General features: G+C 57.2%; 13 protein-coding genes. 8 read left to right on the forward strand and 5 right to left on the reverse strand.

The window, feature by feature from the left end; genetic code table 11:
* Positions 1–51: 51 nt before the first annotated feature.
* Positions 52–1,149, reverse strand: a complete 1,098-nt coding sequence (locus GOV85_RS17640; protein WP_171180560.1) for a Gfo/Idh/MocA family protein — start codon at positions 1,147–1,149, stop codon at positions 52–54.
* Between the two features lie 12 nt (positions 1,150–1,161).
* Positions 1,162–1,872: a GntR family transcriptional regulator gene (locus tag GOV85_RS17645; protein WP_171180711.1), complete on the reverse strand. Its 711-nt coding sequence runs from the start codon at positions 1,870–1,872 to the stop codon at positions 1,162–1,164.
* A 107-nt stretch (positions 1,873–1,979) separates the two neighbouring features.
* Between GOV85_RS17645 and GOV85_RS17650 the strand changes: the two genes are divergently transcribed.
* The 6 genes from GOV85_RS17650 to dctP are packed head-to-tail and all read left to right on the forward strand — an operon-like array spanning position 1,980 to position 7,556.
* Positions 1,980–3,134: an LLM class flavin-dependent oxidoreductase gene (locus GOV85_RS17650; protein ID WP_171180562.1), complete on the forward strand. Its 1,155-nt coding sequence runs from the start codon at positions 1,980–1,982 to the stop codon at positions 3,132–3,134.
* Positions 3,134–4,024 (forward strand): aldo/keto reductase family oxidoreductase, encoded by an 891-nt coding sequence (locus GOV85_RS17655; RefSeq protein ID WP_171180564.1) that lies wholly within the window; start codon positions 3,134–3,136, stop codon positions 4,022–4,024. The genes GOV85_RS17650 and GOV85_RS17655 overlap by 1 nt, the downstream gene beginning before the upstream one ends.
* Entirely contained in the window at positions 4,024–4,539 is a 516-nt protein-coding gene (locus GOV85_RS17660) for a flavin reductase family protein (protein ID WP_171180566.1), read from the forward strand. The genes GOV85_RS17655 and GOV85_RS17660 overlap by 1 nt, the downstream gene beginning before the upstream one ends.
* A gap of 53 nt (positions 4,540–4,592) precedes the next feature.
* Positions 4,593–5,180, forward strand: a complete 588-nt coding sequence (locus GOV85_RS17665; RefSeq protein ID WP_171180567.1) for a TRAP transporter small permease — start codon at positions 4,593–4,595, stop codon at positions 5,178–5,180.
* Positions 5,181–6,470, forward strand: coding sequence for a TRAP transporter large permease (locus tag GOV85_RS17670; protein ID WP_170337175.1), 1,290 nt, complete (start codon positions 5,181–5,183; stop codon positions 6,468–6,470).
* 24 nt (positions 6,471–6,494) lie between these two features.
* The gene (gene dctP / locus GOV85_RS17675; RefSeq protein WP_171180569.1) at positions 6,495–7,556 is read left to right on the forward strand and encodes a TRAP transporter substrate-binding protein DctP; all 1,062 of its coding nucleotides are present in this window, start codon (positions 6,495–6,497) and stop codon (positions 7,554–7,556) included.
* Positions 7,557–7,588: 32 nt separating this feature from the next.
* On the opposite strand, the gene GOV85_RS17680 is transcribed toward dctP, so the two are convergent.
* On the reverse strand, positions 7,589–8,059 hold the full coding sequence (locus tag GOV85_RS17680) for a tetratricopeptide repeat protein (RefSeq protein WP_171095376.1): 471 nt from the start codon (positions 8,057–8,059) through the stop codon (positions 7,589–7,591).
* A 15-nt stretch (positions 8,060–8,074) separates the two neighbouring features.
* On the opposite strand from GOV85_RS17680, the gene GOV85_RS17685 reads away from it, so the two are divergent.
* On the forward strand, positions 8,075–9,343 hold the full coding sequence (locus GOV85_RS17685) for a cytochrome-c peroxidase (RefSeq protein ID WP_171180571.1): 1,269 nt from the start codon (positions 8,075–8,077) through the stop codon (positions 9,341–9,343).
* Here the strand turns inward: GOV85_RS17685 and GOV85_RS17690 are convergent.
* Together GOV85_RS17690 and GOV85_RS17695 are read right to left on the reverse strand one after the other, a co-directional pair.
* The gene (locus tag GOV85_RS17690; protein WP_171180580.1) at positions 9,340–10,185 is read right to left on the reverse strand and encodes a TauD/TfdA family dioxygenase; all 846 of its coding nucleotides are present in this window, start codon (positions 10,183–10,185) and stop codon (positions 9,340–9,342) included. The genes GOV85_RS17685 and GOV85_RS17690 overlap by 4 nt on opposite strands.
* A gap of 115 nt (positions 10,186–10,300) precedes the next feature.
* A complete protein-coding gene (locus GOV85_RS17695; RefSeq protein ID WP_245223249.1) occupies positions 10,301–10,930 on the reverse strand; it encodes a response regulator transcription factor in 630 nt (209 codons plus the stop codon).
* A 219-nt stretch (positions 10,931–11,149) separates the two neighbouring features.
* Between GOV85_RS17695 and GOV85_RS17700 the strand changes: the two genes are divergently transcribed.
* Entirely contained in the window at positions 11,150–12,391 is a 1,242-nt protein-coding gene (locus GOV85_RS17700; RefSeq protein WP_171180582.1) for an aminotransferase class V-fold PLP-dependent enzyme, read from the forward strand.
* The last annotated feature ends 9 nt before the right edge of the window (positions 12,392–12,400 follow it).

Raw genomic sequence — 12,400 nt, forward strand, 5'->3', positions numbered from 1 at the left:
CGGGTTGGGATCCAACTGATCTTAAAACCCAACCCGGCGCGTCTTTGTGATCTATTCGCCTATTCGTACGGTTTCGCCGCTTTCTATCGCTTTTTGTGCCGCGTGTCCCATCCGTACGGCCCAAAGACCGTCCTTCAGGCTGACGTCCGGTTTGGCCTTTTCACCGCGCAGCACGGCCAGAAACCCTTCGTGCTGATAAAAGGTTGACCCATTGTGGTCTCCGGCCGCCAATATTCTGGCGTCTACGGGTACATCTATTGTCGTGGGCCCCTTGGGGCTGCGGGGGCTTACAATAACTTTGGGCACTGGTGGTTCCCCCAGATGATCCGGCCAGAAGCGCCCTGGGCCGGGAACCAGCGCCTCGACCTTGGCCTTGGCTCCAACAGCCGAAATTTCTTCCTGATACCGGGAGCCTTCTGCAAACATGCACAGCTCTAACATGGCCCGTGCGCCCGAGGCGAAATCGACAATGACGTACCCGTGGTCCAGAATATCGGGTGTTTCGCCTTCGTAGCTTTCGTCCAGATGGTTGACGGCTTGTCCGCCGCTTGCGGTCACACGCACCGGGTCGGATTGCAGGATCAAGCGCATGAGGTCGAAGAAATGGCAGCATTTTTCGACAAATGTGCCCCCGGTATTGCGATTGAACCGGTTCCAGTGGCCGACCTTTTCCAGAAATGGGAAACGATGCTCGCGGATAGACAGCATCTTCACGCCACCTGTTGCTTCCGCCTTGTCGATCAATGCAGCAATAGGGGGCATGTATCGGTATTCCATCGCAACCCAGATGGGGCAGGGATAGCTACGCTCAACCTCTTCTAACCGGGCCGCATCCTGTGGGTCGGTGAACAACGGCTTTTCCACCAACAACGGCAGGGGTCGCGTTTCGGCCACTTCGCAGATATGGTCTACATGCAAGTGATTGGGGCTTGCGATGACAAGGCAATCCAACTCCGCGACTGCCAGAAGCTCTTTGACCGAGCTCACCATCGCGGCATCCGGTGCGATGGCTTTGGCAGCCTTTGCCATCACCGGATCCGGCTCAAAAATCGCCGCCACGCGCGTCCGTTCCAACAGGCCGATATTGTGCAAGTGCTCTTGCCCCATCATGCCGCATCCAATCAGCCCGTAGTTGATGGTTCGGGTCATGCGTGTTTCCTTTTACTTCAAACGTTGGACGTAGTTGGCCCGATCTGGGTCGAACCATGTTTTTGAGAATTCAACGGGTTCAGCGGTCTCTGACCAGCTGAAACGCTCGATATACCCCACTGTTTGGCCTGCTGGTTTGGTGAAGCTTTCGGGCGTCCAATCGGGAAGCGATTGGACCGAGACCCTGTCTTCGGCCCGAATGATCCAAAATCCCAATTGGCGTTGATAGTAGCGGTAAAGAGAGTCGGACAAGAGGGTCCGGTCGATCAAACCTGCTGATTCGTCCAGCCAGATTTCTTCGACGGCTATGATTGTGTCATTCAAGTAGCGCATCCGACGCACGCGTGATCCGCGGGTTGACTGTCCGAACGGGGGCAGATCGGAAGGTTTTTCCAAGTGATCCACCGACAGGATATCCGCGCGCGGCAAGCCGCCACCTTTAGGCAATTCAAGCCGGAACATCGCATAGACGCTGTTCTGTGTTCCTGTTTCCCGAATGTAATTGCCCGAGCCTTGGATGCGCTCGAGCATCCCCTTTTTTTCTAGCTCGGCGAGCGATTTTCGCAGCGTCCCGACCGAGACATTTAGTTCTGCGGCCAGCTCGCGCTCGGGTGGCAGGCGCTCGCCGTCTATCAGCCGACCCGCCGCGATGTCGCGGATCAGAAGCTCCGCAATCTGGATGTAAACCGGAAGGGCATTTGGGTTTCGATTAGCAGAGGGCACAGTCAGTCGCTTCACTTAGTCGCGGAAAAAATTGATACACTATTGATCTACATCAAAGCGATTGCTACGCAAGAGAAAAAGCAAACGCTGCGCGGAGACCGACTCAGATGACTATCGTCCCCATCACTTCCCCTGATCTGGATGCGGCAGAGGTCTCGTGGTTTGCTGCGCTCTGCTCGGACGACTACCAGTTCCTTGGAGTGCCCGATGGCGATCTGCGGTCCAGTTGGGCGCATTGTTCCGGCATCGTAAAAGAGGCCGAAGCGCAAGGGTTCCGCAATATCCTGTGCCCATCCTCTTATCAGGTTGGCCAGGACACGCTGAGCTTTGTCGCGGGCTGCGCCCCGATCACTGAAAAGATTAATATGTTGGCTGCCGTGCGGTGTGGTGAGATGCAGCCCATCATGCTGGCCCGCACCATCGCTACGCTGGATCACATGCTGAAGGGGCGGTTGACGGTCAACATCATCTCATCGGACTTCCCCGGTGAGAAAGCCGATAGTGCGTTCCGTTATCAGCGATCGCGCGAAGTGGTTGAGATTTTGAAACAGGCCTGGACACAGGATGAGATCAATCACGCCGGCGAAGTGTATAACTTCTCGGGTCTGACAACGGATCCTGCGAAACCCTATCAGACTGGCGGGCCACTGTTGTATTTTGGTGGATATTCACCTTCGGCTTTGGATTTGTGTGGTGAACATTGCGACGTCTACCTGATGTGGCCCGAAACCAAGGATCAACTTGCCGAACGGATGAAGGCCGTTCACGCTGTGGCCGAGAACTACAACCGCACGCTGGACTACGGCCTGCGTGTCCACATGATCGTCCGCGATACCGAGGCTGAGGCACAGGAATATGCGGATTACATCGTCTCGAAGCTGGATGACGAATACGGTCGCGCCATTCGTGAACGGGCGTTGGACGCGACGTCGCTGGGTGTGGCGCATCAGGCCAAGAACCGCGATCTGGCAGATGAGTATGGCTATGTCGAACCCGGTCTCTGGACTGGTGTTGGCCGGGCGCGGTCTGGCTGCGGTGCTGCTCTGGTCGGATCGACCGATCAGGTTATGTCGAAGATCGAGGAATATCAGAAGATGGGCATCCGCGCTTTCATATTCTCGGGCTACCCGCACATGGATGAGGCCAAGCACTTTGGTGCTCGGGTGTTGCCCAACTTGAAGACCTGCTCGCTGCCCGAAGCTTACGGGCGCGTGCCAGCAACGACCCCAGCGACCCCACTGGGCAACGGAGAACGCCGCTGATGCAACGTGTGAAATTATCTGACTCGCTTGAGATGAGCCGTCTTGTCTATGGCATGTGGCGGCTGGGCGATGACAGCGACACGTCCACAGGGCATGTGGTAGCCAAGATTCAGGCTTGCTTGGATCAGGGCATCACCACCTTTGATCAGGCCGACATTTATGGTGGTTACGCAGCCGAAGCTGTTCTGGGCAATGCCTTGCGCGCCAACCCGAGCTTGCGCCAGAAGATGGAGATCGTCACCAAATGTGACATCATCGCCCCGGTGGGCCGTTACGCGGATGCGAAGGTGAAATACTACGACACGTCGCGCGCCCATATTCTGAAGTCGGTCGATACCTCGCTGACAGAAATGGCCATTGACCATATCGACCTGCTGTTGATTCACCGCCCTGACCCGCTGATGGACCACAATGAAACTGGTGCCGCTCTGGACGAGGTTGTCGCCAGCGGTAAGGTGGGCGCTGTGGGTGTATCGAACTTCCGCCCGTGGGACTGGTCGCTGCTGCAATCGGCGATGAAGACCAAACTGGTCACCAACCAGATCGAGATCTCGCTGGGCGAGATCAGCCCTTTCACCAATGGCGATCTGGCGTTTCACCAGCAACACGGCCATCCGCTGATGGCGTGGTCGCCGCTTGGTGGCGGCCTGTTGATGGCCGGAAACCCTCCGGTCGGCGTTGTGGCCGATGAAATCGCAGCCGAGTTCGGTGTGGATCGCGCCGCCGTCGCTGTGGCTTTCCTGCTGGCACATCCGGCCAACATCCTGCCGGTTCTGGGAACCAACAATCTGGATCGGATCAAACGCGCCTCGGACGCGTTGAAAGTCAAACTGGATCGCGAAACCTGGTATCGCCTCTATGAGGCGGCACTGGGGCATGAGGTACCATGATGAACGCAATCTCAAAGGACATGAACCACACCTTCGTTCCACATAAGGACGACACCCGTACCCTGCGCGACGCCTTTGGTCGCTTTGCCACTGGGGTGACCATCGTCACCTGCGACAGCGCGGATGGTCCGGTCTGTATTACGGCCAATAGTTTCTCATCCCTGTCATTAGACCCGCCGCTGATCATGTGGGCGGGTGACCGCAATTCGCGGCGCTTCCCCTATTTCCAAGAGGCCCGTCATTTCAGCGTTCACGTACTGTCATCCGAACAGGCCGAGCTGTGCTTTGGCTGCTCCAAGGATGCCTTCGCCCTGCGCGACATCGCGCATGAGCGCTGCGAGAACGGAACGCCGTTGTTGTCGGATTGCCTGGCGCGGTTTGAATGCGAACAACATGCATATCACGATGCGGGCGATCACGTTATTGTTGTGGGAAAAGTTCTTAGGGCCAGCATGGCGGACGGAGACGCGCTGACCTTTTATGCCGGGAAACTCGGCCAATTCGCGCAGCACTAAGCGCGATCTGACGGCCGTGGGACATACCCGCGGCTGAACAAGGGAGGATCCGCATGGGCGGACTGGCATCGGTGCTTGTGCCGATTGCATTCGTGAACGAAACCGTGCTGCGTCTGGGCCGCGCGGTTGGTGTCGTTGCGATTGCACTCATGGTCATTGCAATCCTGATTCAGGTGTTCTTCCGATATGTTCTGGGCAATGCGCTGCCCTGGCCGGATGAGGCCGCGCGGTTCTGCATGTTGTGGATGACCGGTCTGATGGCCCCCACGGCGTTTCGGCGCGGGGGTTTTGTGGCCATTGATATGCTAGAGCGCTTTTTACCGCGTTTTATTGGCCAAACGCTGAACCTCTTCCTGTTGGTAATCTCGCTCGCCGTGCTTTTGGTCGCCGTCAATATCGGCTGGTCCGAAGTGACTGGCTTTGGCGGTAGGTTCGCCACCGCAGCGCTATACCTGCCCACATCTTTCGGGTTCGACGAATGGTACCGCATCCCGCGTAGCTGGATGATGGCCTCGCTGTTGGTGGGGATCATCTTGCTGATCTCGGTGAATATCGAGTTGATCCTGCGATCTTTCATCACTCTGCTGGGCGGAGGTCACCTGTTGCCCGAAATTCCTGATGCGGCAGTGGGGGCCGAATAAATGCTGATCTGGTTCCTGCCCACCTTTCTGATTTTTCTGCTGATCGGTCTGCCGGTCTTTTTCGCCCTTCTGGCCGCGCCCGGTATCCTGCTGTGGCTGAATGGCCAAACCAACGACATCACGCTGCTCTACCGCAACGTCTATAACGGCATGGACAGTTTCCCGCTGATGGCGATCCCCTTCTTCATGCTGGCCGGAGAGCTGATGAACCGAGGCGGCATCACCATCCGTCTTGTCGAGTTTTCACAGGCGCTTATGGGCCATCTGCGTGGCGGTCTGGCACATGTGAACGTGCTGAGTTCGATCCTGTTTGCGGGCTTGTCCGGCTCGGCAGTCGCAGACACCTCCGCCCTAGGGTCCATGCTGATCCCGGCGATGGAGAAACAGGGTTATACCCGTAAATTCGCTGCGGCGATCACAGCGGCAAGTTCGGTGATCGGACCGATTATTCCGCCCTCGGGCATCATGATCATCTATGCCTACGTCATGGGCGAAAGCGTGGCTGCCCTGTTCCTCGCGGGTATCGTCCCCGGTGTGATGGTTGGTGTCGGCCTTATGCTGATGATCAAACTGATGGCTGACAAATATGACTTCCCGGTCGCCAGCCGGAAATACACCTGGCCCGAGCGTCGTCAGGCCAGCCTTAAAGCCTTCTTCCCGCTGATGACCCCGGTCATCATTCTGGGCGGTATTCTCGGCGGTATTTTCACCCCGACCGAGGCTGCAGCCGTCGCCGTAGGCTATGCTTTCATCATCGGCTTCTTCGTTCTGCGCACTTTGACATGGAAAGAGGTGCCCGAGGTTCTCAGCAACGCAGGCATGACCTCGGCCGTCGTGCTGCTGCTGGTTGGTGCGGCGATGGCGTTCAAAACTGTGGTCAGCCTCAGCCATGCGCCCGAGCAATTGGCTTCACTGATACTCAGCCTTTCGGAAAACCCGCTGATCCTACTATTTCTGATCAATCTGCTGCTTTTCATCGTCGGTATGTTCTTGGACGCCGGTCCCGCGATCATCATTCTCGGGCCCATCCTTGGCCCGATCTTCACCAGCCTCGGTGTTGACCCAATTCACTTCGCCATCATCATGAGCGTCAACCTGACCGTTGGTCTGGCCACCCCACCGATGGGCTTGGTCCTGTTCGTGGCCGCCGCCGTGTCACGCGAACGGGTTGAGACCATCGCCAAAGCGATCCTGCCATTCCTGGCGGTCGAAATCATAGTGATCTTCCTGATCACCTACATCCCCGCACTATCCATGACCATCCCGCGCATAACGGGGTTTGCCAACTAACTGAGTTCCACAGGGAGGAAACGCATGCTCAGAAACTTTATCAAAACCGCAGCGGTGGCCACATCGTTGGTGGCCGCGTCTGCCGTGGCCGCCACAGCCGCAGACTACACGCTGCGCGCCACTGCCAATTCGAACGAAAATGACGAGGACTACGACGGCCTGATCGTCTTCAAGAACTATGTCGAGGCCGCCTCGAACGGTGCGATCGAGGTCGAGCTGTTTATCGGCACGCAGCTATGTTCGAACGGGGCCGAGTGCTTGCAAGGTGTGGCAGACGGAACCATAGACATCTACATCTCCACCTCCGGCGGTGCGTCGGGCATTTTCCCATACGTGCAGGTTCTGGATTTGCCATATCTGATGGCCGATGACCGCATTGCAGAACATGTTCTGTCCGGTGACTTCACCCGTACCATGCGCAACATGGCGCTTGAGGACTCGGGCGGCGCGATCCGTTTGATGACCATTGGCAACACCGGTGGCTGGCGCAACTTCGCCAACACGCAGCGCCGCATTGCCGAGCCTGCGGATATGGAAGGGTTGAAAATCCGCACCGTGGTTGCTGACCTGCCGCAGGAATTGGTCAAAGCGCTGGGCGCCTCGCCCACCCCAATCCCGTGGCCCGAACTGTTCACCAGCTTCCAGACCGGCGTTGTTGAAGGGTCCAAGAACGGCATCACCGACATCATGGGCATGAAATTCCCGGATGCGGGTCTGCAGTACGTCACGCTGGACGGGCATGCATACATGGGTGCGCTGTGGTGGATGAACAACGCCAAGTTTCAGGAGATGCCCGAGGACATGCGCCGCGTCGTCGTTGACGGCTTCTATGCGCTTCAACAGGCTACCTTTGCCTCACCCAAGCGCAAGTCGATCCAAGCCTATGAGGATTTTGTCGCCGGTGGCGGCGATCTCTATGTGCTGACACCTGACCAGAAGGCTGCGTTCAAAGAGGCCGCAACGCCGGTCTATGACTGGTTCCAGTCCAATGTTGCCCGTGGGGATGAGATCTTTGTTGCGTTGACAGATGCGGTGGCGGCGGCTGAGGCCGATGTGAACGCGTCGCGCGATGCGGATCTGAACTAAGCTTCCGGGTCGGGCCCCTTAAGGCCCGGCCCTTACCGAAACGGGTACATCCACCCTTTGTAGTCGTTCACCAGAACATGCGCCCTTTCGATCTGCTCCGGCGACATTTTCTTGATTACTTCCTCAAGGCTGATCGCTGCGTCGGGATCGCCGCCAATCGCGCTGAGCGTGTACCACATGTAAGCCCTGACCAGATCAGGCGCGGGCATCCCAAGACCCAGCTCATAATACCAGCCAACCCCCGACTGGGCCCCCGGATGCCCCTTCATCGAGGCGCGCAGATACCATTCGAACGCGCGCTCATAGTCCCGTTCGACGCCCAGGCCCAGCCCGTACATCACGCCGATCAATTCCTCGGCCTCGGCATTGCCCGAGCGGGCGGCGGGCAGCAGTTCTTTGCGCGCGGCCTCAAACTCGCCGGCCTCCATCAAATCGCGCGCCTGTTCCAGTTCGGCGAGCGCCGGGCTGGCAAGCAGACAAAGGGCAAGTACAAACTGGCGCATGGGGTTGCTTTCCTCTTGGCCGGGAGCGCGGCGGCACAGGATGTGCCGCGCCCTCTGACAGATGATGATTTCCTGCCTTTTGATATGGAACAGGCCGCCATCGGTCATCAACTGTTTTACGACCCGATCCTGTCGGGCAATCAGAATATATCCTGCGCGCATTGCCATCATCCGGACTTCGGGACTTCAGATGGGCTGTCGCTTGGCATCGGGGAAGGCGGTGAAGGTCTGGGACCGGACCGTACTCCGGGCACCGGCGCAGACAGAATCCGAAAGCGTATCCCGCGTAACTCACCGGGGCTATGGAATCTCGGGGCGAAAGGTATCCACACGGTGTTTCACGATGGCCGCCTGAGCATCTCGGATGTTTATGAAAACGGGTTCAACTCACCCGCGCAGGAATGGTTGCCTGAAGGGTTGAACTCTTTGCTAGCCGCACAAGCGCTTTTTCCATTGACCGCACAGTTCGAAATGGCGGGAAATGTAGCCGAAAACCAAGTGACCGGGGCCGTCCACGATCGGATCGACAAAGGTTGGCCGATCCTTGCCAAACGCGTAAGAACCGATCCGTTTTACGGACCGGCGATGGTCGCGGCGTTCGGAGAAATCGAAACAACCGAGGACATTACAATCACGCAGGTCGCCAATGCCTTGGCAGCGTTCATGGCCATCGAATGGCGCAGCACGGACAGCCCATTCGACCAGTATCTGGCAGGGGACATGAATGCGTTATCAACCGTTCAAAAAGACGGGATGGATCTGTTCTATGGTAAGGCAAACTGTTCCGTGTGCCACGCGGGCCCGTTGATGTCCGATCAGGAATTCCACGCTTTGGCCATTCCGCCTTTTGGTCCGGGCCGAACCCGTCAATGGGATCCGTATGCGCGCGACGTTGGTCTTATGGGTGAAAGCAACCGGTTGGAAGATGCCTACAGGTTTCGCACCCCCATGTTGCGCAACGTTGCTTTGACGGCCCCTTACGGTCACAACGGGGCTTTCCCCGACCTTGAAAGCGTCATCCGCCATCATCTGAACCCTCAGGCAAGCTTTGATGCCTGGACGCCCGATATGGCCGGGTTGCCTCAGGTTCCGTGGTTGCACGACGCTGACTTTCTGGTTTGGGATGATCGACTGGAAATGGAACGCCAACGCAGCAAAACTGACATTGATCCGATTGAACTCTCGGAAGTGGAAATCCAGAATCTGATCGCTTTTATGGACGCTTTGACAGGTTCCAGTGTGGATGCACCGATTTTTGGCGTGCCCAGTGGATTTGTTCCTTAGCTGTCCTTGTTTTCAGCAGGGGTCGACAAAGCCACGCCTTCAACCGTGACCCGGTGCATCAGGCGTCGAAAACCGTGATAGTCGTTGATTGCCTTGTGCCATGTGGCTCTGTTGTCCCACATCGTTATGTCGCCCGCGCGCCAGCGCACGCGGCATTGGAACTCGGGTTGTTTGCAGTGTTCGTACAGCATCGCAAGAATTGCATCAGACTCGTCTTTGCTGAGCCCTTCGATATGCGTTGTGAAGACAGGGTTCACAAAAAGACCACGACGCCCGCTGAGTGGATGTGTGATGACAATGGGATGGTGCGCATCTTGTGTTGCGGCGTCTGCGTTGCCTAATCGACCGCTCTTGGCGGCTTCGCTGTCTTGTATGGCGGCACCAAAGACGTGACGTGAAGAATGCACAGCAGTCAGCCCGTCTAGAAACTGAAGCATTGGGGCCGAGAGTGCCTCATACGCGGCTGCCATAGACACAAACAGCGTGTCTCCTCCATAGGGCGGCATCTCAATCGCATGCAGGATTGATCCCATGGCTGGCGCTTCGTCATAGGAATGATCGGTGTGCCACCCTTCACCCACCGCTTCTTTCTGGCCCTTTTCTTTTAAGACCGTCGCAATCTCGGGATAGCCATTAACCGGTTTGAAGAAACGGTTGACGTTGATCGCGCCAAAGCTGCGAGCAAAGTTCAGATGGTCTTCAGGGGTGGCTGTTTGACCCCTTAGGACGATAACGGAATACTTGGCAAAGGCTTGGTGAATATCAGGAAATTGCCCGCTGTCTCGAATATCGGCGCCGTAGATTTCAGCGCCTAAGCCGCCGGTGAGTGGTGTGATGTCCATCGGGGTGCTCCTGCTTTTTCAAGATCAGGATAAAGGACGATTGGGCTTTGGAGAAACGGAATTAGCTAGTACTACGCCGTCGCGCATTCTGGACGGCAGCCCCCTGACCATAGCCCTAATCCAATGCGGATCTGGACGAATAGTAAAACGCAATGGCCTGAGTTCTGTTTTTCACGGCCAGCTTGTCATAGATATTGGACAGGTGAAATTTGACCGTGTTTGTCGAAATCTGCAGTTCTTTTGAAAGGTCCCGATTGGACATGCCTTGGGCCAAGGCTTCAAGAATGGCGCGTTCTTTGCGGGACAAGCTTTGGATAGGGTCCTGTTGCATTTTTCGAACGTCGATGAATGGAAAGACCATTTTGCCAGCCGCCACATCGGCGCAGGTTTCAAGCAAGCCTTCAACCTCGCCGGATCGCGCCGCAAAACCAGCGGCCCCGGCTTGCATGGCCAGCCGCGGCGTTTCGCTGGTCACATCCCCATACACCACAAACCGGGGTGCATTGGCCTGTTCTCGAAGAACCTCGATCAGCTTTGCCGCTCCGAGCACCGGGAGGTTCCAGTCGACCACCCCGACCTGAACCGGAACTCGCATGACGGTTCCCAGGAACCCTTCGGCGGTGGCTGACGTCGCCACCAACGAGAATCGCGGGTCGCGTTCAAAGATTTCAGACATGGCAGACAGAACCAGCGGATTGCCGTCTGCCAGCATGACATCAATAGGGGTACCTGGCGCGCCAATCATCTGTTTTTACCCAACTTTCGCAATTTACTACCCAAACGGGTAGGTGAAAACTCAGTATACCTTGGTATTTTTACCAATTCGGGTGGGAAATTCCCCATCCTTTTGGCCATCCTAAAGCAGTAGTAAGTTACGTTGCGTCATTGCGCAAGGCGGCGTTTTCTGTCCGGCAACGAAACACGACGGGTCCAAGAGCCCGACCAACGCCGAGGATGACAGACAATGACGTTTCAGATTTTCCCTCCTCTTGAGATCCCCGAGACTTTGGCCGCTGGCCCGGGACCGGGCAACACCGACGCCCGTGTCCTGCGCGCCTTCAGCAGCGCAGGCGTAGCGGATCACATGCAAGGTGACGTTCTGCGGGGCATGATCGAGTGCAAACACATGCTGCGGAAAATCTGGGGCACGTCCAACACGTATACTTTTGCGGTCGCAGGCACCGGTTGGAGCGCTCTGGACGCTATGTTCTCTGCCGTCATGCCTGGCGACAAGGTCGTGGCGTTTGCCAACGGGACATTCTCGGGTATCGACGCTCTGACCCTTCGGATCAAGGCAGCTACACCTCAAGAACACGCATCCAACCCGCTTGACCCACAAGCCGCCAGTGTCACCGTGATCGAGGTTCCGCACGGTCAGCCGGTGACAGGTGAACTGGTTGACGCTGCTTTGTCTGAGCACCAGCCCAAATGGGCTTTCATGGCGCATTGGGAAACCGGATCCGGGCGTGTCAATGATCTGCGCGGCTTTTCGGACGCCTGTGAACGCAATGGTGTCATGGGTCTGATCGACGCGGTGTCGTCGTTGGGTGCCGATGACTTTTCGATTGATGATTACCCCGGTGTCGCCGGGTGGGCGTCTTGCCCGCAAAAAGGTTTGTGCTGCCTGCCGCTGACTTATGCGCCAGTCAGCTTTACGGATGCTTATGTCGAAAGTTTGAAGGCGTCTGGCGCTTATTCTTATGTTCACAATCCGATCTTTGAAGCGCGCCATTGGGGCATTGTCGATGGGCAAGACGTAGAAAAAGGCACATACCACCGGACGCATTCGGGATACGCCGTTGCGGCGTTCCACGAAGCCCTGCGACTGACCCTGCAAGAAAGCCTGGCAAAGCGGGCCATGGCCTACCGCACCCATGAGAAGGTTCTGCGCGATGCGGTGACCGAAATGGGCTGCGAAGTGACATCGGACATGCCCAGCCTTGTTGTTCTGAACCTGCCACCGGAACTGGCGGGGCGAGAGATGGAGCTGGTCCAGAACTGCCGTGCACGGGGATTTGGCATCTGGCCGACTCTCAGCGCTCCGGTACAGGTGCGGATCGGAATCCTCAATCAGCTGAACCGGGACGCGGTCAGCCGGATCATACGCCTGTTTGCCGAAGCCCTTCGCGAGCTGGGCGGGGAGGTCGATCAGGATGCGATCGAGGCTTTACTTGAAAGCCGTTACGGCACTTCAATCGCGGCTTAACCACACTGC

This window comes from Ruegeria sp. HKCCA4633 (assembly GCF_013034605.1).
GTDB lineage: Bacteria > Pseudomonadota > Alphaproteobacteria > Rhodobacterales > Rhodobacteraceae > Ruegeria.